This window comes from Stenotrophomonas nematodicola (genome assembly GCF_009467805.1).
Taxonomy (GTDB): Bacteria; Pseudomonadota; Gammaproteobacteria; order Xanthomonadales; family Xanthomonadaceae; genus Stenotrophomonas; species Stenotrophomonas nematodicola.
On sequence record NZ_WIAY01000001.1, the window covers coordinates 559,086 to 581,244 of the forward strand.

A 22,159-nucleotide genomic window follows, 5' to 3' on the forward strand; every position below is an offset into this window, starting at 1 on the left:
TATTGCGACGCGTCATGTAAACGATTACAGCCCCTGCTAGCGTGACCCTGCCCCAGTGCCGGGGCGTCGCGGAACCAGGAGCGCATCGATGGGGCTGCCCACCACCCGCCGGACCGATCTGCCCCACCCCGCCGCCGGCATTGCGCGCGCGCTGCTGGTTCCCGCCCTGTCCTTCGCCACGACCGCCATCGGCCAGGACCTGCCGCCGCGCAGCCAGTGGCAGGCCAGCAGTTCCTCGCAGCAGGTTCCGGCGATGGCGGTGGCCCATCTCATCGATGGCGACGCGAAGACCGTCACCGGCGGCGCCTTCAGCCCGGGCCACTGGTTCCAGGTGGATCTCGGCTCGACCAGCACGCTGAGCGGCGCACAACTCACCTGGGATGTCTCAAACCCCGAGGGCTACACCCTGCAGACGTCGCTGGACGGCACGCAGTGGCAGCCGGCCTACACCATGCGCGATTCGCTGGGCGGCATCGAAACGCTGTACTTCGCGCCCCGCCCGGCACGTTACCTGCGCCTGGCCAGTCCCGAGCGTACCGCCGACTGGGGCGTGTCGATCTTCGAGCTGGAGCCCCTCGATGCACGCGCCAGTGCGCGGGTGGCCGGCCTCTCACCCGATGAGGCCGCCGCCTTATGGCAGGGCGGTGGTGCCGTCGCCGTGCCCGCAGGCGCGGCCGGTACGCACGCGCTGGAGATCGCCCTGCCGCGCGCCGAGTCGACCACCGGCCTGGCCGTGGACTGGGCCGGCGCGCACGGTGCGGCACGCCTGGACGCGCGCGATGCGCAGGGCCGGTGGCACGAGATCGCGCGGGACCCCCACGCCGGCAGCCGCGTGCAGAGCTTGCTGGCCGGCACAGCGCCGCTGACGGCCACCGCACTGCGGCTCACCGTAGAGGGCGATGCACCCGGCGTGGATCGCCTCCGCCTGCTCGGCCCGGCCGCGGTGATGACCCCGATGAAGCGCTACCAGATCGCCGCCAGCGGGGCGCAGCGTGCCCTGTTCCCAGACTCGCTGCACCGGCAGCAGACCTATTGGACCGCCGTCGGCGTGCACGCCGGACGGCAGAAATCGATCTTCGATGAGTACGGCAACATCGAAGCCTTCAAGGGCGCGCCGTTGGTGCAGCCGATCTGGCGCAACGCCGACGGCCACACTGCCGGTGCGGCGGACAAGCCGGTGACACATGCGCTGCGCGACGGCTGGAAGCCGATGCCGTCCGCGCGCTGGATGCCACAGCCGGGTCTGGAGCTGCAGAGCGAGGCCTTCGCGATCGCGCTCGATGGCCAACCGGTCACCTTCGTCCGGCATCGTCTGCGCAACACCGGCAGCACGCCGGTGGACGGCACATTGACGCTGGCGGTACGGCCGATGCAGATGAACCCACCGTGGCAGAACGGTGGCCTGTCGCCGATCCGCTCGATTGCGATCGACGGCCGCGCGGTGCGCGTCAACGGCCGCCCGCTGCTGCACTCGCTGACAGCCATCGATGCCGCAGGCGCCGCGCCGTTCGGCGTCGATGGCAGCAGCGAGATCACCACCGCCATCGCCACCGGCCGCCTGCCTGCCCAGCAGCAGGCGCAGGATGCCGATGGCCTGGCCGCCGCCGCGCTGGCCTACCGCATCCAGATCGCGCCGGGCGCCAGCCGTTCGGTGGTGGTCGCCTTTCCGCTCGGCACCGCCGCTGCGGCCGCTGATGGCACGCTGCCACCGGCGCCCGCGCCAGCGCTGGGTGATGCACCGCGCGATCCGGACGCCGCCTACGGGATGTTCGCCAACCGCGCCGCCGCCGACTGGCAGGCGCGCCTGGGCCAGGTGGGACTGCGCCTGCCCGATCCATCGCTGGTGGACATGCTGCGCGCGCAGGCCGCCTACATGCTGATCAACCAGACCGGCCCTGCGATGCAGCCCGGGCCGCGCAACTACAACCGCTCCTTCATCCGCGACGGCATGGCGACCTCGGCCGTGCTGCTGCGCATGGGCGAGGCCGGGGTCGCACGCGACTACCTGGCCTGGTACAGCGACCACGGCGTCCACCCCAACGGGCTGGTCTCGCCGATCCTCAACGCCGATGGCAGCGTCAATACGGGCTTCGGCTCGGACATCGAGTACGACAGCCAGGGCCAGTACGTCGCACTGGTCGCCGATGTCGCCCGTCTCGATGGCGGTCCTGAATCGGTGCGCGCGTATCTGCCCAAGGTGAAGGCGGCGCTGCGCTTCCTGCAGGAACTGCGCGAGCGCACCCTGGTGCCGGGCTACATGGCAGGCCAGCCGGCGCCGGAACGCTTCGCCGGCATCCTCGCACCATCAATCAGCCATGAGGGCTACCCCTCGCCCACCCACAGCTACTGGGATGACTACTGGGGCCTGAAAGGCTGGCACGACGGCGCATGGCTGGCCGAATCGCTGGGCGACCACGACACCGCCGCCTGGGCCCGCGCCCAGTACACCGCGCTGCACGATGCGCTGGCTGCGTCGATCCGCGCCACGATGGCGTGGAAAGGCATCGACTTCATTCCCTCCTCGGCCGACCTCGGCGATGGCGATCCCACCGGCGTGTCGATCGCGCTGGACCCGACCGGCGCGCAGGACGTGCTGCCGCCCACGGCGTTGCGCACCACCTTCGCGCGCTACCTGGATGACGTGCGCAAGCGCACGCAGCCCGGCGCACTGTACGCCTACACGCCCTACGAAATCCGCAACGTGCTCAGCTACGTCCACCTCGACCAGCCCGCCGCCGCCGAGGAACTGCTGCAGGGTCTGCTGCGCGACCGCCGCCCGCTGGAATGGCAGGTGCTGGCCGAAGTGGTGCACTCACGGCAGCGGTTCCCACGCTACCTGGGCGACATGCCACACACCTGGATCGGCGCGGAGTACGGCCGCACGCTGTTCGGCATGCTGATGCGCGAGGACGACGACGCGCTGTCGCTGCTGCCTGGCACGCCACCGGCCTGGGTGGCTGGCGAAGGGCTCGCCATCGACCGCCTGCCCACCGCCTACGGCACCCTGCAGCTGCAGGCGCGGCAGCGCGACGGTGCCCTGCGCCTCACCCTCGGACCCGGCCTGCGCGGCGATACCGCCGTGCGCGTGTGGTGGCCAACGCGCACGCGCCCGACCCACGTGCGCGTGGATGGACGCACGGTGAGCGATTACGACGCCAACGGCGTGCGCCTGCAGCAGCCGTTCCGCACACTCGAGGCGCGCTGGTAGACGCGGCAGCGCTGCACCGCGCGCGGGCGCCTCGCGGCGCCCTTGTCAGTCAACTCATTCCCACTCGATCGTCGCCGGCGGCTTCCCGGAGATGTCATAGACCACGCGCGACACCCCGCGCAGCTCATTGATGATGCGGTTGCTCACGGTGCCCAGGAAGTCATACGGCAGGTGCGCCCAGTGCGCGGTCATGAAATCGATGGTCTCCACCGCACGCAGCGCGATCACCCACTCATACGCACGCGCATCGCCCACCACGCCCACCGATTTCACCGGCAGGAACACCGCGAACGCCTGGCTGGTCTTGTCGTACAGGTCGGCCTTGCGCAGTTCGTCGATGAAGATCGCATCGGCCTTGGCCAGCAGTTCGGCGTATTCGCGCTTCACTTCGCCAAGAATGCGCACGCCCAGACCCGGGCCCGGGAACGGGTGGCGGTAGACCATGCTGCGCGGCAGGCCGAGCTCGACGCCGAGGCGACGCACTTCGTCCTTGAACAGCTCGCGCAGCGGCTCGACCAGACCCAGCTTCATGTGCTCGGGCAGGCCGCCCACGTTGTGGTGGCTCTTGATGACGTGGGCCTTGCCGGTCTTGCTGCCGGCCGACTCGATCACGTCCGGGTAGATGGTGCCCTGCGCCAGCCACTTGGCATTGCTCAGCTTGTTGGACTCTTCATCGAAGATGTCCACGAACAGGTTGCCGATGATCTTGCGCTTGGCTTCCGGATCGCTCACGCCTTCCAGCTTGCTGAAATAGCGGTCCGCCGCATTGACGCGGATCACCTTGACGCCCATGTGCTCGGCGAACATCGCCATCACCTGGTCGCCTTCCTGCCAGCGCAGCAGGCCGGTATCGACGAAGACGCAGGTCAGCTTGTCGCCGATGGCCTTGTGCAGCAGCGCGGCCACGACGGACGAATCGACGCCGCCGGACAGGCCCAGGATCACTTCATCGTCGCCCACCTGTTCGCGCACGCGGGCGATCTGGTCGTCGATGATGTTGGCGGCGGTCCACAGGGTCTGGCAGCCGCACACGTCCACCACGAAGCGGCGCAGCAGCGCCTGGCCCTGCAGGGTGTGGGTCACCTCCGGGTGGAACTGCACGCCGTACCAGCGCTTCTCTTCGTTGGCCATCGCGGCCACCGGGATGCGATCGGTCACGGCCGTCACAGTGAACCCCGGGGGCGCAACGGAGACGTGGTCGCCGTGGCTCATCCAGACGTTCAACTTCGGCTCGCCGCCGTGGTCGCTCAGGCCCTTGAACAGCGCGTCGGGGTGCACGACGTTGACTTCGGCATGGCCGAACTCGCGCTGGTCGGCCGCTTCGGTGGCGCCACCGAGCTGCGCGGCCAGGGTCTGCATGCCGTAGCAGATGCCGAAGATCGGCAGGCCACTGTCGAACACTTCCTGCGGTGCGGCGGGCGCGCCCGGCAGCGTGGTCGATTCCGGGCCACCGGACAGGATGATGCCCTTGGCACCGAACGCGGCGATCTCGGCCGGGTTGTGGTCCCACGCCCAGATTTCACAGTAAACGCCGAGCTCGCGGATACGGCGCGCGATCAGCTGGGTGTACTGCGCGCCGAAATCGAGGATGAGGATCTTGTCGTTATGGATGTTGGTCATGGCGCCCGGGCAATGCAGGAGGGAGTACGGAAAACGAAACGGTGGTACCGGCGGCGGATAGAGAAAGAGGAACGGGAATCAGCTTCCTCGTTCCTCTTTGCGCGTACCGCATCAGGCGCGGTAGTTCGGCGGCTCTTTGGTGATCTGCACGTCGTGGACGTGGCTCTCGCGCTGGCCGGCGCCGCTGATCTTGACGAACTTCGGCTTGCTGCGCATGTCTTCGACCGTGCCGCAGCCCACGTAGCCCATCGTGGCACGCAGGCCACCCATCAGCTGGTGGATGATGCCCCCGACCGGACCGCGGTACGGCACGCGGCCTTCGATGCCTTCCGGCACCAGCTTGTCGGCGCTGGAGGCGTCCTGGAAGTAACGGTCCTTGGACCCCTTCTCCATCGCGGCCAGCGAGCCCATGCCGCGGTAGCTCTTGTACGAGCGGCCCTGGAACAGCTCGGTCTCGCCGGGCGATTCCTCGGTACCGGCGAGCAGGCCGCCGATCATGATGGTCGAGGCGCCGGCAGCCAGTGCCTTGCCAATGTCGCCCGAGTAGCGGATGCCGCCATCGGCGATCAGCGGGATGCGGTCCTGCAGCGCTTCGGCGACCAGGTCGATCGCGGTGATCTGCGGCACGCCGACACCGGCGACCACGCGCGTGGTGCAGATCGAGCCCGGGCCGATGCCGACCTTGACCGCGTCAGCGCCGCTGTCCAGCAGCGCCAGCGCGGCTTCGCCGGTGCAGATGTTGCCGCCGACGACCTGTACGTTCGGGAAGTTCTTCTTGACCCAGCGCACGCGGTCCAGCACGCCCTGCGAGTGGCCGTGCGCGGTGTCCACCACCAGCACGTCCACGCCGGCGGCGACCAGCGCTTCGACACGGCGATCGGTATCGCCGCCGACGCCGACCGCGGCACCGACCAGCAGACGGGTCGCGGTGTCCTTGGCGGCGTTGGGGTAGTCGGTGTTCTTCTGGATGTCCTTGACGGTGATCAGCCCGCGCAGGGCGAAATCATCGTTGACCACCAGGATCTTCTCGATGCGGTTGCGGTGCAGCAGCTGCAGCACTTCGTCCGACGCGGCGCCTTCCTTGACCGTGATCAGTCGATCCTTCTTGGTCATGATGTGGCGGACCGGGTCGTCCAGCTCGGTCTCGAAGCGCATGTCGCGATGGGTGACGATACCCACCAGCTGGCCACCGCCATCCACCACCGGCACGCCGGAAATGTTGCGCGCCTGGGTCAGCGCCAGCACGTCGCGGATGGTGGTTTCCGGGCCGACCGTGATCGGGTCGCGGATGACGCCGGCCTCGAACTTCTTGACCTGGGCCACTTCGGCGGCCTGCTGTTCGACGGTCAGGTTCTTGTGGATGATCCCCATGCCGCCGAGCTGGGCCATCGCGATGGCGAGGCGGGCTTCGGTGACGGTGTCCATCGCCGCCGAGAGGATCGGGAGCTTCAGCCGCAGGTCGCGGGTCAGCCGCGTTTCGAGGCTGACATCCTTGGGCAGGATCGTGGAGTGTGCGGGGACGAGCGAGACGTCGTCGTAAGTGAGTGCTTCAGCCTGGATGCGCAGCATCGGCATACCCGAGATGTGGGGAAGCGCGACATTTTACCCTGATTCTGGCCCGATGGGCAGGGGGCGGATGCGACGCTGTGTCGCGCCCGCGAACAGCGTTCACGTAGTGCCGGGCGGGTCCGGCCGCCGTTTGCAGGGGTCCGTCAGCCGGGCAGAGCCCGGCTCTACGGGTGCCGCCGTCCGGATCAGAAGGCTTCTGCCGCCTCGATGGTGTTCTGCATCAGGGTGGCGACGGTCATCGGCCCCACGCCGCCCGGGACCGGGGTGATCCAGCTGGCGCGCTCGGCAGCGGCCTCGAAGCCGACGTCACCGACCAGGCGGCCGTCGTCCAGGCGGTTGATGCCCACGTCGATGACCACTGCGCCCGGCTTGACCCACTCGCCTGGCACGATGCCCGGGCGGCCCACGGCCACCACCAGGATGTCGGCATTGCGCACGGACTGCTCCAGCACGTCCTTGGGAGTGAACTTGTGGCAACTCGTGACGGTGCAGCCGGCGATCAGCAGCTCCAGCCCCATCGGGCGGCCAACGTGGTTGCTGACGCCCACGATGGTGGCGTTGCGGCCGCGCACCGGCTGGTCGGTATGGCCCAGCAGCGTCGTGATGCCCCGCGGGGTGCACGGGCGCAGGCCGAACTCGCGCAGGGCCAGGTGGCCGACGTTTTCCGGGTGGAAACCGTCCACGTCCTTGCGCGGGTCGATGCGGTGGATCAGGCGGCTGGCATCGGGGATGCCCGGCAGCGGCAGCTGCACCAGGATGCCGTGGATCTTCGGATCGGCGTTCAGCTGGTCGATCAGGGTCAGCAGCTGGGCTTCGGTGGTCCCGGCCGGCAGGTCGTAGTCGAACGCCTCGATGCCGACTTTTTCAGCGGCCCGGCGCTTGTTGCGCACGTACACGGTCGAGGCCGGGTCGCCCCCGACCAGCACCACCGCCAGGCCGGGCCGGCTGCCACCGGCGGCCAGGCGCGCGTCCACGCGCACCTTCAGGCTGTCCAGCAGGTCTTCGGCGATGCGGCGTCCGTCCAGGATGCGGGCGGAATGGCGGGGGGCGGAATCGTTCATCGAATGCGGGGGCATGGCGGCGGCGGGGAACGTATTGTCCCTGATTTGCCCGGATCGCGTCGCCCAGCCGCCGGCCGGCTCCGCAACGCCACCGATTGTCCCGGAAGTCGCCCATCGGCCGGCACTACCGATCGCGCGTCATTCCTCTTCGGGTACCTCGTCCGCATTGAGGGTGCGTGCCTTGCGCCTGGGCGCGGTGAACGGGGTCGGCGTGGGCACGCCGGGCAGCGCGGTACCGAACACCATGTGCGCGCCGGCGCGCAGGTCGCCACCGGCCATCTCCAGCTCGAAACGCTCGGCGTCGCGCTGACGGATCTGCTCGGCGATGTCGCGCGCGTCGTCCTCCTCCGCGCCCAGCTCCACCAGCGCGGCCTGGCCGAACAGCAGCGCCGATTCGAAGGTCTCGCGGATCTGGAAGTCCACGCCGGCATGGATCAGCCGCAGCGAATGCTCACGGTCAAACGACCGCACCAGCAGCTTGGCCTGCGGGAACTGGTGGGCCACCAGCTCGACGATGCGGTCCGCGTCCTGCGCACTGTTCACGCACACCGCAATGGCACGCGCGGTGGCCGCGCCGGAGGCGTGCAGCACATCCAGGCGGGTGCCGTCGCCGTAGTAGATTTTGAAGCCGAAGCGCTCTGCGTTGTGGATCATGTCCACATCGTTGTCGATGATGGTCACGTCCACGTCGCGCGCCAGCAGCGACTGGCTGGCCACCTGGCCGAAGCGGCCAAAGCCGATCAGCAGCACGCTGCCGGACAGGCCGTCGGCCGCTTCCACGCCGTCCAGCGACACCGCACGGGCCGGCATCAGCGTGTCGTGCAGCAGCACGAACAACGGGGTGAGCGCCATCGACAGCACCACGATCGCGGTGAGGTTGGCGTTGACCTCCACGCCGATCACGCCGGCAGCCGCGGCGGCCGAGAACAGCACGAACGCGAACTCGCCGCCCTGCGCCATCACCACGCCACGATCCAGCGCCTGGTGGTGGTCGCTGCCCAGGATGCGCGCCACGGTGTAGATGCACACTGCCTTGGCCAGCATCAAGGCGAGCACGCCGGAGAGGATCAGCGGCCAGTTGTTGGCCACCACGGTCAAGTCCAGCGCCATGCCCACGCTGAGGAAGAACAGGCCCAGCAGAATGCCGCGGAACGGCTCGATGTCCGCCTCGATCTGATGACGGAAAGTGGATTCGCTGAGCAGCACGCCGGCCAGGAACGCGCCCATCGCCATCGACAATCCGCCCAGCTGCATCAGCAGCGCGGCGCCCAGCACCACCAGCAATGCGGCGGCGGTCATGACTTCGCGCGCCTTGGCGGCGGCCAGGATGCGGAACAGCGGATTGAGCAGGAACCGCCCTACCAGCACCAGGCCAACGATGGCACCGGCAGCGATGCCGACGCTGACCCAGCGCGACGCACCGCCCACCTCGGCATGCACCGGCGCCATCAAGGCGACCACGGCCAGCAACGGCACGATCAGCAGGTCTTCGAACAGCAGGATCGACACGATCTTCTGGCCCGACGGCAGCGCGATGTCTCCACGCTCGGCCAGCAACTGCATCACCACCGCGGTGGAGGTCAGCACGAAGCCGGCTGCACCGATGAACGCCACCGGCAGCGGGAAGCCGAACAGCATGCAGACGCCGGTGAGCACCGCGCCGCAGACCACGATCTGCAGGGTGCCCAAGCCGAAGATTTCCTTGCGCAGACTCCACAGGTGCGACGGCCGCATTTCCAGGCCGATCACGAACAGGAACATCACCACGCCCAGTTCGGCGGTATGCAGGATCGCCTGCGGATCGGAGAACCAGCCAAACCCGAACGGACCGATCGCCAGACCGGCGGCGAAGTACCCCAGCACCGAACCCAGCCCGAGCCGGCGGAACAGCGGCACCATCACCACCGCCGCGCCAAGCAGCGCGACCACTTTTACCAGCTCACTGGCCCCTGCTTCCACCGCCATGCGGATGTTCCCCGGACTACCTAGATGCCCCCACGATAGGGCAAAGCGTTTGCACGCAATAGCGCGCGGGGTGCGTTGATTTGTACTGAAAACAGAACAATGCCCCGCATGGATGGCAGGATCATCCTATCGACAGCGCTGCCGGCGATTGACCAGCCTTCAGACGCTGCTGCAGAACGCGGCGTAATCGATGTACCCGGGAAACGCACGGCCCGGCGCGCACAGCGGGCAGTCGGGGTCCGGTGGCAGCCGTGTTTCGCGGAAGCGCATCGCCAACGCGTCGAACGACAGCAGCCGGCCGACCAGGGAGTCGCCGATGCCCAGCAGGAGCTTCAGGACCTCGGTGGCCTGCAGCAGCCCGACCATGCCCGGCAGCACCCCGAGCACGCCGGCCTCGGCGCAGTTCGGCGCAGAACCGGGCGGCGGCGGCTCCGGGAACAGGCAGCGATAGCACGGTGCGACGCCCCGCTGGCGGCCCGCGTCGAACACGCTGACCTGGCCGGTGAAGCGCTCCACCGCGCCGTAGACCAGCGGGATGCCGTGGCGGATGCAGGCATCGTTGAGCAGATAGCGCAGCGGGAAATTGTCCGAACCGTCCAGCACCACGTCCACCCCGTCGAGCAGCGCATCAACTGTGGCGGACGTCACCCGCAGCTGTACCGCGTCCACGTCGAGATGGGGGTTGAGCGCCAGCAGCCGTTCGCGCGCGGACAGCACCTTGGGCGTGCCGACGCTGGCATCGGTATGCAGAATCTGCCGGTGCAGGTTGCTGCGCTCGACCACGTCGTCATCGGCGATGCGCAGGTGCCCAACCCCGGCGGCGGCCAGGTAGAAACTGGCCGGCGCGCCCAGCCCTCCGGCCCCAAGCACCAGCACGCGCGACGCCAGCAGCCTGCGCTGCCCGTCGACTCCCACCTGCGGCAACAGAAGGTGGCGCGAATAGCGCTCGTTGAAATCGCGCTCGGCATCGCTCTGCAGCGGTTGCACCAGCGGCAGGCCGTCGGCACGCCAGGCAGCGGTGCCGCCGTGCACGGAGGCGATACGGGTATAGCCGAGACCAGCCAGGGTGGTGGCGAGGTCCAGGGAGCGCCTGCCGCTTTGGCAGATCAGCACGACCTCGCGGTCCAGTACCGGCAGGTGCGTGGCCGGTGCGCGCTGAAGGTCGCCCCGGGCGATGCCAAGCGCGCCTTCGGCCATGCCGGTGGCGCGCTCATGCGCGTCGCGGACGTCGATCAGCAGTGCGCCGTGGGTGAGGCGTTCGCGGGCCTGGGCGGGGGTGATCTCGGGGACAGTGCTCATCTGTGCATTATCGCGCAGACCTCCCGGTGCAGTCGGGTCCTGCCGCGCCGTGCGCGGTTTGCCGGCCAGCGGCCCGCCCCAACCCTGGAATGCGGAAGAGCCGGCTTGCGCCGGCTCTTCATTGCATCACTTGCCTTTGACGTGCTTGATCAGGCGACGCTTGCGCTTGATCTGACGTTCGGTGAGCACGTTCTTCTTGCCTTCGTAGGGGTTTGTCCCCTCGCGGAAGATGAACTGCACCGGGGTACCGACAAGTTTGAAGCGCTTCCGGAAGAAGTTCTCCAGGTAGCGCTTGTACGACTCCGGCAGATCCTTCAGGCGCGTACCGTGCACGATGAAGGTCGGCGGATTGGAGCCGCCCGGATGCACGTAGCGCAGCTTGGACACGTGGCCGCGGATGGCCGGCGGCGGGTTGGTCTCGTAGGCCATCTCCAGCGCCTTGTTGACCTCACTGGTGCTGAACTCGTGCGTGGCCGACGCATGGGCGGCATGGATGCAACGGAACAGCTCGCGCAGTCCCGAGCCATGCTTGGCCGAGATGCGCACCACTTCGGCCCACGGCACGAAGCCCAGCTTGCGCGACACCAGCGCTTCGGCCTGCTCGCGCTGGTAGTCGGTCAGCCCGTCCCACTTGTTGATCGCCACCACCAGGGCGCGGCCGGCATCGAGCACCGCACCCAGGACGCTGGCGTCCTGGTCGGTCACGCCTTCGGCGGCGTCCAGCATCAGCACGGCCACCTGGCACTGCTCGATCGCCTGCAGCGTCTTGATCACGCTGAATTTTTCCACCACCTCTTCCACGCGCGCCTTGCGGCGCAGGCCAGCGGTGTCGATCAGCCGGTACTCGCGACCATCGCGCTCCATGTCCACCGCGATCGAATCGCGGGTGGTCCCGGGCACTTCGGAGGCGATCATGCGCTCCTCGCCCAGCAGGCGATTGACCAGCGTCGACTTGCCCACGTTCGGACGGCCGACGAAGGCAATGCGGATGCGGTTCGGGTCGTTGTCCAGCGTTTCGGTGGTGCCTTCCTCCGGCAGCCGCTCGACGACTTCATCGAGCAGATCGTCCAGGCCCTGGCGATGCGCAGCCGACACGGTCAGCATCTCGCTGAAGCCGTAGCGGGCGAACTCCGAACGCACCGTGTCCTCATGCGTACCGTCGATCTTGTTGATCAGCAGCAGCGTCGGACGCGACAGTTTGCGCAGCCAGGACAGGATCTCGTCATCCAGGGCGGATGCGCCTTCACGGGCATCGACCACGAACAGGATCAGGTCCGCCTCGGCGGCGGCGGCGCGGGCCTGGCGGGCGGTAGCACCGGCCAGACCTTCTTCTTCACCGGCGATACCACCGGTATCGACCACCAGGAACGGGTGGTCTTCATTCAGACGACAAACACCGTAATTACGGTCCCGGGTCACGCCGGGCTGGTCATGGACCAGCGCATCGCGCGTACGGGTGAACGCATTGAACAGCGTGGACTTGCCGACATTCGGCCGTCCAACCAGGGCGACCAAGGGCAGCATCGCGGTAACTCCTTATTGTGCCAACCGGAATGCGGTCAGCTTTCCATCAACGTTCTGCACCAGCAGAATCCCATCGGCAGCTACCGGCTGCGCCAGCAGGGCGTCGCCGCCACTCTTGGCGCGCGCCGCGAACTCACCATTGTCGGTACGCAGCCAGTGCAGGTACCCCTTGTAGTCACCGACCACAACGTAATCCCCCTGCACGACCGGACCGGTCAGCGAGCGACGGGCCAGGCCGGTCTGCGACCACATGGCCGAGCCGCTGGCCTTGTCCAGGCCGAACACGCCGCCCTTGTTGTCCGAGACGAATACATTGCCCGAGGTCACCGCCAGCCCACCCGCGCCGCCGTGATCGCGCGACCACAGCGGACGGCCGGTCGGGCCTTCGATCGCCATCGTCTGGTTCTTGAAGCTGTTCACGAACAGGGTGTTGCCATCCAGCACCGGCGCGCCATCGACGTCGGCCATGCGCTCCAGCTCGGTGCGACCTTCCGGGGTACCCACCATCTGGTCCCACACGGTGCGGCCGTCCTGCATGGCCAATGCCGCCACGCTGCCATCGTCGTTGCCGATGAACAGCACGCCCGGACCGGTCACCACCGGCGCGTTGCCGCGCACGGTCAGGGCCGGCAGCTCGCGCGGGTTGAACCAGCGCTGGGTACCGTTGCCGGCATCCAGGGCGGTCACGCGGCCATCGTTGCTGCGCACAAACACCATGCCCTGGCCCACGGCCGGCGCGGAAATCACTTCACCCGGCACCTTGGCGCGCCACTTCTCGCTGCCATCGTTGGCGTCCAGCGCGATCACCTGGCCGTCCAGCGTGCCGATCACCACCAGGCCTTCGCCGACACCCGGGCCGCCAGACAGGCGCAGCTTGGGCTTCTTCTTTTCCTTGGCCGGCTCGTAGGTCCAGACCTTCTTGCCGGTCTGCAGATCGATCGCATGCACGCCACCGGAAATGGCGGCCGCGTAGACCCGACCATCGGCAACCACCGGGCCCTGGCGGACGCCGATGCGCTTCTCGCCCTTGCCCACGTTGACCGACCACAGCTTGTCGACCTTGACGGTCGGCTCGAACTTCACCAGTTCCGCCGGTTCCAGCGCCTTCTTGGCCGCCGCGTCCTTGCCGGCGAACCAGCCCTTGACGGTGGAGCAGCCCGACAGGGCCACACCCAGCAGGACTACCGTGGCAACGCGCTTGATCATGACCATCTGGTTCATTACACCGACTCCGCAGGATCGGTGACGGTGCCACCGGCATCCATCACTTTGGTTTCCAGCAGACGCCGCTGCGGCGCTGCCACGTCCAGCGTCTTGAGCGCCTTCTCATACTGTTCGCGGGCCGCATCACGCTTGCCCTGCACCATCAACGCGTCACCGTGGATCTCCAGGCTGGCGCTGTCGGCTGCGCTGCCCAGCAGCTTGATCGCTTCATCGCTTTTGCCGGTTGCCACCAGCAGGCGCGCGACGCGCTGGTCGATCACCGGCTTGAACTCGGCGTCGGCGCTGATCGCGCGGAGGGTCGCCAGGGCGGCCTCGTCCTTGCCCGCATCCACCTGCGCCTTGGCCAGCTGCAACGCCGCCAGGTCCGCATAGATATTGGCCTTGCCGCCTTCAAGCGTCTTCACGCCCTTGGCCGCCTCGTCCAGATTCTTTTCTTCCAGGCTCTTGAGCACAGCCTGGTAAGCGACGTTGGCATCGGCCAGCGAGTTGCTGTGCCGGGCCTGCCATTCGTTCCAGCCCCAGATGCCGGCGATCGCAATGGCGACACCGGCCAGGATGCTGAGACCATTCTTCCGCAGCCAGCTGCGGACGCGTTCACTTTGTTCGTGCTCGTCGAGCAGATCGTCGATCGCCATGCGTACTCTCGCCCCGCCCGTCAGGAGGAGCTGGTTGAATTGGATTGGGAACGCGACTCAGTGTGAAACCGGAGCCACGGAGCCGTCAGAGGATACCGTAAAGCGTGCCACGTTGGCTCGCTGGTACGGCGAAAGGTCGACGATAGTGCCGCCCTGCTGAACCTCGACCGCCGACGCGTTGCCCAGCACCATGCGGGCCACCTGGCCCGGCGTGAAGCTGCGGGTTTCGCCGGACTTCACCAGCGCCTTCTCGACGGTAGTGCCATCGGGAGCGGCGATATCGACCCAGCTGTCGCCCTTGAACTGCAGGGTCAATGCGCCGGCCGGCGCGGCCGCACTGGCCGGACGCGGCACGGGGGTCAGCGACGCCAGATACGGGGCCGCCGGCTTGGGCGGTTCCGAGCTGACCGGGGCCGGCGCGGCGGGCGGCGTGTCGCCCCCTGCCACGGGAACCGCTGCCGGAATGACATCCAGCGAGGCGGTATTGGGGGTGTTGGCGGTCCCGTCGAAATGGCCGCGGGTGGCAAACCACACCGGCACGGCCAGCACGGCGGTGATGCCGACATAGAGCGCCCGGCGACCGAGGCTCTCGGCGATCCGGCGCGCCCGCGGGGTATGCGTATGGCTGACCAGCTGCGGCGGCACCACCGGCCCGATATGGGCCTGCTCGAGCAGGTCGTTGATGTCGACCTTGAGCAGACGGGCGTAGCTGCGCAGCTGGCCACGGACGAACACCGGCGCGCCCAGGCGCTGCCATTGCTCCTCTTCGAGCGACCGCACCACCTGCACCGGCATGCGCAGTTGCTGACCCACCGATTCGAGCGTCAGTCCGGCCGCTTCGCGCGCCTGGCGGAGTCGAGCTCCGGACCCGGTCACAGTGTCGAAAGCGTTCACAGTCTGGTCATCAATCACAATGCTTCAACCCCGGGGATTAGGAGCCGCATCCTGCGGAAATTCGTTGCGAATTCGCTGCAGATAGCGACTGGATGCCGCGTTGTCGCCAAGCTGCACCTCGATTTGTGAGGCAAGTTGTAACACGGAACGTGTGGCCGGTGCAGCCGCAAGACGCCGTTGCGAGAAGGCCCGGGCCTCGAAAAAACGCCCGCGGGCGAACTCGCTGCGGGCCATCGACTCCAGCGCATAGGCATTGGTCGGTTCCAGCTGTACCGCGGCGCGGAGGTCACGCTCGGCGCGCTCGGGCTGCCCGGCATCCAGTGCGCACCCCCCGGCATTGGCCAGGGCCGACGCCGGCGTGGCGTACCCGGGGGCGGCCAGGGCTCGATCGAACCACTCCAGGGCGGCGGCGGGCTGGCCGTGGGTGCACAGCCAGGCACCATAGTTGTTCAGGACGTCGCCACGGCTGGGCGCCACGTCGGCGGCCTTGCGGTAGTGGCTGCCCGCAGCGACGTCATCGCCCCGGCTGCTGGCGATCTGGGCGAGCAGCATGTACGCCTCGGGACGCGACGGGTCGATCTTCACTGCCGCCCGGGCCTTCTTGTCGGCCACATCCAGGCCGCCGGCGCGCAGCGCCTCGGAGGCCAGAACGACCTGATCCTGGTAGCCGACCCGCTTGCGGGTGGCGGGGTCGTCGCGGACTTCATAGACCGGCGCGACGGGCAACTGCCCGGCCGGGTGTCGGGCGCCATGTCTGCCGCAGCCGGCCAATGCCAGCGCGCAGAGAACAACGGCTGGCAATCGGCAATCAGGCAGCGGCATCCCGGTCTTTCCCGTCCTGCAGCAATGTCTTGTTGAATTCCGCCTGGCGGCGCGTGCGATCCATCACCTGCCCCTTGAGCTGGCCACAGGCGGCATCGATGTCGTCGCCGCGGGTGCGCCGGACCATCGTCAGTACCTGGGCGTCGAGCAGGATCTTCTGGAACGCGCGGATCTCCGTCTCCCCGGAGCGCTCATAGCGGGTACCCGGGAACGGATTGAACGGAATCAGATTGACCTTGCCAGCGTGCGAGGTCTGCACGGCATTGTCGAACTGCCGCATCAGCCGCGCCAGCTGACGCGCATGCTCGGGCTGGTCGTTGATGCCCTTCATCAGGGTGTATTCGAACGTCACCGACTCACGGCGCTTGTTGGCGCGGAGGTAACGCGCGCAGGACGCCATCAGGTCGACGATCGGGTACTTCTTGTTGAGCGGAACCAGCGTCTCGCGCAGCGCATCGTTCGGCGCATGCAGCGACACCGCCAGCGACACATCGCTTTCGGCCGACAGCCGGTCGATCTGCGGCACCAGGCCGGAGGTCGACAGGGTCACGCGCTTGTTGGCCAGGCCATAGCCCAGATCGTCGCGCATCACGCTCATGGCGCGCACGACGTTGTCGAAATTCATCAACGGCTCGCCCATGCCCATCATCACCACATTGGTGAGACGACGCTGCTTGTGCGGAATATTGCCCAGATGGCGCGCCGCCACCCACACCTGGCCGATGATCTCGGCGGTGGACAGGTTGCGGTTGAAACCCTGGGTGGCCGTCGAACAGAAGGTGCAGTTCAGCGCGCAGCCAACCTGCGAAGACACGCACAGCGTGCCGCGGTTCTTGTCCGGGATATACACCGCTTCGATGGCGTTCTTGCCATCGGTGCCCATCGCCAGCAGCCACTTGTGGGTGCCATCGGCGGAGGGCTTGTCGAACACGATGTTGGGAACGCGGACCTCGGCATGCTGCTGCAGCTTGGCGCGCAGCGCCTTGCCAAGGTCGGTCATCTGATCGAAATCGGTGACGTAGTGGTGGTGGATCCACTTCATCACCTGGTGGGCACGGTAGCGCGCTTCGCCGAGGGTCTCGGCGAAGAAGCGCTCCAGACCCTCGCGATCGAGGTCGAGCAGGTTCTGCTTGGCCACAGCCGGACCCGGGACGAGTACGGATGGGATGGCGGTAGGCTGTACGACCTCGTTCACGGCATCACTCTCAGCGCGAAACGACGTCGGTCGCGGCGAAGAAGTAGGCGATTTCGATCGCGGCGTTCTCGACCGAGTCCGAGCCGTGGGCGGCATTGGCATCGATGGATTCGGCGAAGTCGGCGCGGATGGTGCCTGCAGCGGCTTCCTTCGGATTGGTGGCGCCCAGCAGGTCGCGATGGGCCAGCACGGCGTTCTCGCCTTCCAGCGCCTGGATCATCACCGGGCCGGAGATCATGAACTCGACCAGCGCGTTGAAGAACGGACGCTCGCGGTGCACGGCGTAGAAGCCTTCGGCTTCGCGGCGCGACAGCTGCTTGTACTTGGCAGCCACGACCTTGAGCCCGGCCTTTTCGAAGCGGGCGTAGATTTCACCGATGACGTTCTTGGCGACGGCGTCCGGCTTGATGATGGAAAGGGTGCGCTCCAGCGCCATGGGAAGTACTCCGTTGGGCGGGCCACTGATCGGCCCGAGGTTAGCATGAAAAAAACCCGCGTCAAAACGCGGGCTTAGCCTGATATACGTGAGGCGATTCTAACGTGTTACCCGGCGGCGCGGTAGTGCCGGGCCCCGCCCCGCACCCCCTTGAACCACAGGCCGGCCCGTCGCGTTCAGCGTGGTGGAAAGGCAAAGGCGTCGCCGGACAGGGGGTTGACCGGGATGAACGGATGCCCACCCCCATTGTGCGTCGCACAATGCCAGCGTGCGGCCGTCGGTCTAGTATCAAACAATCGTTTGATTGAACCTGCCCCGCCTCATGGCCAAACCCGCTCACTTCTCCACCAAGGACCGCATTCTCGGCGCCGCCGAGGAGCTGTTCGCCCAGCACGGTTTTGCCGGCACCTCGCTGCGCCAGGTCACCAGCCAGGCCGACGTCAACATCGCCGCGGTCAACTACCACTTCGGCTCCAAGGAAAACCTCGTCAACGAGGTGTTCCGGCGTCGCATGGATGAAATGACCGCCGCCCGCCTGGCGCAGCTGGAGGCGGCCCGTCGCGAGTCCCCCGGTGAACTGCGCCCGGTGCTGGCCGCCTTTGTCGAACCGGCCCTGGCAATGGCCCAGGACCGCCAGACCGGCGGCGCGTTCGTCCGCGTGATCGCCCGGGCCTACGCCGAGAAGAACGACAACCTGCGCAAGTTCCTCTCCGACCACTACGGCCACGTCCTGCGCGACTTCGGCAAGGCGATTGCCGCCTGCGTCCCCGGCCTGAGCAAGGAAGAGCTCTACTGGCGCCTGGACTTCCTGGCCGGGTCGCTGACCTACGCGATGGCCGACTTCGGCCTGATCAAGCGACCCGCCGGTGTCACCGAAGCCGCGCATCGTGCCCATGCGGCACGCGAACTGATCCACTTCGCCGAAGCCGGGTTCCGCGCCAGCGCAACCCGCGATGCTTCGACGACGCCTCTTTCCACCCCGTAGCGCCGGGCGCTCCCCGGCTGCCAGACCAACAAAGGCATAACGACATGTCCAATTCCCTGCTAGTCCGCCGCGCCGCCGTGTTGGGTGCCGGTGTCATGGGTGCCCAGATCGCGGCCCACCTGACCAACGCCGGCGTCGATACCGTGCTCTTCGACCTGCCTGCCAAGGAAGGTCCGGCCGACGGCATCGTGCTCAAGGCCATCGGCAACCTGGGCAAGCTCAGCCCTGCCCCGCTCGCCAGCAAGTCCTACGCCGAGGCGATCACCCCGGCCAACTACGAGACCGGGCTGGAGCAGCTGAAAGACTGCGACCTGATCATCGAGGCCATCGCCGAGCGTATGGACTGGAAGCAGGATCTGTACAGGAAGATCGCTCCGTTCGTGGCCGATCACGCCGTGCTGGCCTCCAACACCTCCGGCCTGGGCATCAACAAGCTCGCCGATGTGCTGCCCGAGCAGCTGCGTCACCGCTTCTGCGGCGTGCATTTCTTCAACCCGCCGCGCTACATGCACCTGGCCGAGCTGATCCCGGCCACCACCACCGATGCCGCCGTGCTGGAGGGCCTGGAAGCATTCCTGGTCACGACCCTGGGCAAGGGCGTGGTGTACGCCAAGGACACCCCGAACTTCATCGGCAACCGCATCGGCGTCTTCTCGATTCTGTCCACGATCTTCCACACCCAGCAGTTCGGCCTGGGTTTCGATGAAGTCGATGGCCTGACCGGCCCGCTGGTCGGCCGCCCGAAGTCGGCGACCTACCGCACCTCCGACGTGGTCGGCCTGGACACGATGGCGCACGTCATCAAGACGATGGGCGACACCCTGCCCAACGATCCGTGGCATCAGTATTTCGCCTCGCCGAAGTGGCTGGACGCGCTGATTTCCAAGGGTGCGCTCGGCCAGAAGACCGGCGCCGGCATCTTCCGCAAGGTCGGCAAGGACATCGTCGTGCTGGACCTGGAGAAGCAGGACTACCGCCCGGCCGACCGTACCGCCGCACCGGAAGTGGTCGACATCCTCAAGATCAGGAACCCGGCCGAGAAGTTCGCCAAGCTGCGCGAAAGCCAGCACCCGCAGGCGCAGTTCCTGTGGGCCACCTTCCGCGACCTGTTCCACTACAGCGCCTACCACCTGGCCGACATCGCCGAGACCGCGCGCGACGTCGACCTGGCCATCCGCTGGGGCTATGGCTGGTCGCTCGGCCCGTTCGAAACCTGGCAGGCTGCCGGCTGGAAGCAGGTGGCGCAGTGGATTGCCGATGACATCGTGGCCGGCAAGAGCATGAGCAATGCGCCGCTGCCGGACTGGGTGTTCGATGGCCGCGATGGCGTGCACGCCGCCGAAGGCAGCTACAGCCCGTCGCGCAACGCCAAGCTGCCGCGCTCGTCGCTGCCGGTGTACCAGCGTCAGCGCTTCCCGGACCCGCTGCTGGGCGAAACCTTCAGCCCGGGCGAGACCGTGTTCGAAAATGACGGCGTGCGCATGTGGCACGACGGCGACGGCATCGCCGTGGTCAGCTTCAAGACCAAGATGAACACCGTGTCCGACCACGTGCTCGATGGCCTGCAGGAAGCGATCAAGCGCGCCGAGAAGGACTTCAAGGGTCTGGTGATCTGGCAGCAGAAGGAACCCTTCTCCGCCGGTGCGGACCTGGCCGGTGCGCTCGGTCTGCTGCAGGCCGGCAAGGTCGAGCAGTTCGAGGACATGGTGCACAACTTCCAGCGCACCAGCCAGGCGATCAAGTACTCGCTGGTACCGGTGGTGACCGCCGTGCGCGGCCTGGCCCTGGGCGGCGGCTGCGAGTTCCAGATGCACAGCGCCAAGAGTGTGGCGGCACTGGAAAGCTACATCGGCCTGGTCGAAGCCGGCGTCGGCCTGCTGCCGGCCGGCGGCGGCCTGAAGGAGCTGGCGGTGCGTGCGTCGCAGGCGGCTGGGCCGGGCGGGGATGTCTTTGCCGAGCTGAAGAAGACCTTCGAAACCGTGGCGATGGCCAAGGTGTCCAACTCTGCGGTCAACGCCAAGGAGCTGGGCCTGATGCGCGCCACCGACAAGGTGGTCTTCAACAGCTACGAAGCGCTGTACATCGCCAAGGCCGAAGTGCAGGCGCTGGCCGAAGGCGGCTACCGTCCGCCGATGCCGGCCCGCCGCATCCAGGTCGCCGGCGACGTGGGCATCGCAACGTTCAAGATGATGCTGGTCAACATGCTCGAAGGCCGTTTCATCAGCCCCTACGACTACGAGATTGCCGTGCGCATCGCCACCGTGCTGTGTGGTGGCGAAGTCGACCGCGGCACGCTGGTGGACGAAGAGTGGCTGCTGACCCTGGAACGCAAGCACTTCGTCGAACTGGCCCAGCAGGAAAAGACCCAGGCCCGCATCGCGCACATGCTCAAGACCGGCAAGCCGCTGCGCAATTGACCGCGCCCCCTGTCTACGGTGGGTGCCGACCCCGGGTCGGCACTCCGGCTAAAAATTTCGAGAGATCACTGCAATGACCAAGCAAATCCAGGACGCCTACATCGTCGCCGCCACCCGCACCCCGGTCGGCAAGGCGCCCAAGGGCGTGTTCCGCAATACCCGTCCGGACGACATGCTTGCCCACGTGCTCAAGTCCGTGGTCGCACAGGCGCCGGGCATCGACGTCAACCGCATCGATGACGCGATCATCGGCTGCGCGATGCCGGAAGCCGAGCAGGGCATGAACGTGGCGCGCATCGGCGTGCTGCTGGCCGGCCTGCCGGACACCATCGCCGCACAGACGGTCAACCGCTTCTGCTCCTCCGGCCTGCAGGCGGTGGCGATGGCCGCCGACCAGATCCGGCTGGGCAATGCCGACCTGATGCTGGCCGGCGGTACCGAGTCGATGTCGATGGTGCCGATGATGGGCAACAAGATCGCGATGGCGCCGAGCGTCTTCGACAACGATCACGTCGCCATCGCCTATGGCATGGGCATCACTGCCGAGAAGGTCGCCGAAGAGTGGAAGGTGTCGCGTGAGGAGCAGGACGCCTTCGCTCTCGCCTCGCACCAGAAGGCGATCGCCGCCATCCAGAACGGTGAGTTCAAGGATGAGATCAGCCCCTACGACGTACGCACCCGCCAGCCGGACCTGGCCGATGGCCGCCGCATCATCACCCGTGACCGCATCGTCGACACCGACGAAGGCCCGCGCCTGGATTCGTCGGCCGAAGGGCTGGCCAAGCTGCGCCCGGTGTTCCGCAACGGCCAGTTCGGCGGCACCGTCACCGCCGGCAACTCGTCGCAGATGAGCGACGGCGCCGGTGCGGTGCTGCTGGCCTCCGAACAGGCGGTCAAGGACTATGGCCTCACGCCGCTGGCCCGCTTCGTCAGCTTCTCGGTTGCCGGCGTGCGCCCGGAAGTGATGGGCATCGGCCCGATCGCCGCGATCCCGAAAGCCCTCAGGCAGGCAGGCCTGACCCAGGACCAGCTGGACTGGATCGAGCTCAACGAAGCGTTCGCCGCGCAGTCGCTGGCCGTCATCCGCGACTGCGGCCTGGACCCGTCCAAGGTCAACCCGCTGGGCGGCGCCATCGCCCTCGGTCACCCGCTGGGGGCGACCGGTGCGATCCGCACCGCCACCCTGCTGCACGGTCTGCGCCGTCGTCAGCAGAAATACGGCATGGTCACCATGTGCATCGGCACCGGCATGGGTGCAGCAGGCATTTTCGAATCGCTGTAACGCCGGGCGTTGCCAGGCAGAAC

16 protein-coding genes are annotated in these 22,159 nt (G+C 67.5%); 4 read left to right on the plus strand and 12 right to left on the minus strand.

From position 1 onward, the window contains the following. The first annotated feature begins 88 nt into the window (after nucleotides 1-88). Nucleotides 89-3,208, plus strand: a complete 3,120-nt coding sequence (locus tag GDJ08_RS02440) for a discoidin domain-containing protein (protein ID WP_153164235.1) — start codon at nucleotides 89-91, stop codon at nucleotides 3,206-3,208. A gap of 54 nt (nucleotides 3,209-3,262) precedes the next feature. Here the strand turns inward: GDJ08_RS02440 and guaA are convergent, their stop codons facing one another. The 12 genes from guaA to ndk all read right to left on the minus strand — a co-directional run bounded on the left by guaA (nucleotide 3,263) and on the right by ndk (nucleotide 17,452). After that, complete coding sequence (guaA, locus tag GDJ08_RS02445) at nucleotides 3,263-4,828, minus strand: glutamine-hydrolyzing GMP synthase (protein WP_017355616.1); 1,566 nt, start codon at nucleotides 4,826-4,828, stop codon at nucleotides 3,263-3,265. A 111-nt stretch (nucleotides 4,829-4,939) separates the two neighbouring features. Continuing rightward, nucleotides 4,940-6,397 (minus strand): IMP dehydrogenase, encoded by a 1,458-nt coding sequence (gene guaB / locus GDJ08_RS02450; RefSeq protein ID WP_136003821.1) that lies wholly within the window; start codon nucleotides 6,395-6,397, stop codon nucleotides 4,940-4,942. A 185-nt stretch (nucleotides 6,398-6,582) separates the two neighbouring features. Further along, the gene (gene folD / locus GDJ08_RS02455) at nucleotides 6,583-7,458 is read right to left on the minus strand and encodes a bifunctional methylenetetrahydrofolate dehydrogenase/methenyltetrahydrofolate cyclohydrolase FolD (RefSeq protein WP_017355614.1); all 876 of its coding nucleotides are present in this window, start codon (nucleotides 7,456-7,458) and stop codon (nucleotides 6,583-6,585) included. A gap of 138 nt (nucleotides 7,459-7,596) precedes the next feature. Then, the gene (locus GDJ08_RS02460) at nucleotides 7,597-9,423 is read right to left on the minus strand and encodes a monovalent cation:proton antiporter-2 (CPA2) family protein (RefSeq protein WP_017355613.1); all 1,827 of its coding nucleotides are present in this window, start codon (nucleotides 9,421-9,423) and stop codon (nucleotides 7,597-7,599) included. Between the two features lie 159 nt (nucleotides 9,424-9,582). Further along, nucleotides 9,583-10,722 carry a molybdopterin-synthase adenylyltransferase MoeB gene (gene moeB / locus GDJ08_RS02465; RefSeq protein WP_136003819.1) on the minus strand — a complete coding sequence of 380 codons (1,140 nt, stop codon included), beginning with the start codon at nucleotides 10,720-10,722 and terminating at the stop codon, nucleotides 9,583-9,585. Nucleotides 10,723-10,848: 126 nt separating this feature from the next. Beyond that, the gene (gene der, locus GDJ08_RS02470) at nucleotides 10,849-12,246 is read right to left on the minus strand and encodes a ribosome biogenesis GTPase Der (protein ID WP_017355611.1); all 1,398 of its coding nucleotides are present in this window, start codon (nucleotides 12,244-12,246) and stop codon (nucleotides 10,849-10,851) included. A 12-nt stretch (nucleotides 12,247-12,258) separates the two neighbouring features. Then, the gene (gene bamB / locus GDJ08_RS02475) at nucleotides 12,259-13,467 is read right to left on the minus strand and encodes an outer membrane protein assembly factor BamB (protein WP_017355610.1); all 1,209 of its coding nucleotides are present in this window, start codon (nucleotides 13,465-13,467) and stop codon (nucleotides 12,259-12,261) included. Continuing rightward, entirely contained in the window at nucleotides 13,467-14,105 is a 639-nt protein-coding gene (locus GDJ08_RS02480) for a YfgM family protein (protein ID WP_153164236.1), read from the minus strand. The genes bamB and GDJ08_RS02480 overlap by 1 nt, the downstream gene beginning before the upstream one ends. 57 nt (nucleotides 14,106-14,162) lie before the next feature. Beyond that, entirely contained in the window at nucleotides 14,163-15,017 is an 855-nt protein-coding gene (locus tag GDJ08_RS02485; RefSeq protein WP_017355608.1) for a RodZ domain-containing protein, read from the minus strand. 6 nt (nucleotides 15,018-15,023) lie between these two features. Further along, nucleotides 15,024-15,821, minus strand: coding sequence for a type IV pilus biogenesis/stability protein PilW (gene pilW / locus GDJ08_RS02490; RefSeq protein WP_026070707.1), 798 nt, complete (start codon nucleotides 15,819-15,821; stop codon nucleotides 15,024-15,026). Beyond that, nucleotides 15,808-17,016, minus strand: a complete 1,209-nt coding sequence (rlmN, locus tag GDJ08_RS02495; protein ID WP_136003817.1) for a dual-specificity RNA methyltransferase RlmN — start codon at nucleotides 17,014-17,016, stop codon at nucleotides 15,808-15,810. Before rlmN ends, pilW begins: the two co-directional genes overlap by 14 nt. A gap of 10 nt (nucleotides 17,017-17,026) precedes the next feature. Beyond that, nucleotides 17,027-17,452, minus strand: a complete 426-nt coding sequence (ndk, locus tag GDJ08_RS02500; RefSeq protein ID WP_017355605.1) for a nucleoside-diphosphate kinase — start codon at nucleotides 17,450-17,452, stop codon at nucleotides 17,027-17,029. Nucleotides 17,453-17,774: 322 nt separating this feature from the next. Between ndk and GDJ08_RS02505 the strand changes: the two genes are divergently transcribed. From GDJ08_RS02505 to GDJ08_RS02515, 3 genes are all read left to right on the plus strand, one after another. After that, nucleotides 17,775-18,437, plus strand: coding sequence for a TetR/AcrR family transcriptional regulator (locus GDJ08_RS02505; protein ID WP_017355604.1), 663 nt, complete (start codon nucleotides 17,775-17,777; stop codon nucleotides 18,435-18,437). A 44-nt stretch (nucleotides 18,438-18,481) separates the two neighbouring features. Beyond that, nucleotides 18,482-20,854: a 3-hydroxyacyl-CoA dehydrogenase/enoyl-CoA hydratase family protein gene (locus tag GDJ08_RS02510; RefSeq protein WP_136003815.1), complete on the plus strand. Its 2,373-nt coding sequence runs from the start codon at nucleotides 18,482-18,484 to the stop codon at nucleotides 20,852-20,854. Between the two features lie 73 nt (nucleotides 20,855-20,927). After that, nucleotides 20,928-22,136, plus strand: coding sequence for an acetyl-CoA C-acyltransferase (locus GDJ08_RS02515; RefSeq protein ID WP_136003813.1), 1,209 nt, complete (start codon nucleotides 20,928-20,930; stop codon nucleotides 22,134-22,136). The last annotated feature ends 23 nt before the right edge of the window (nucleotides 22,137-22,159 follow it).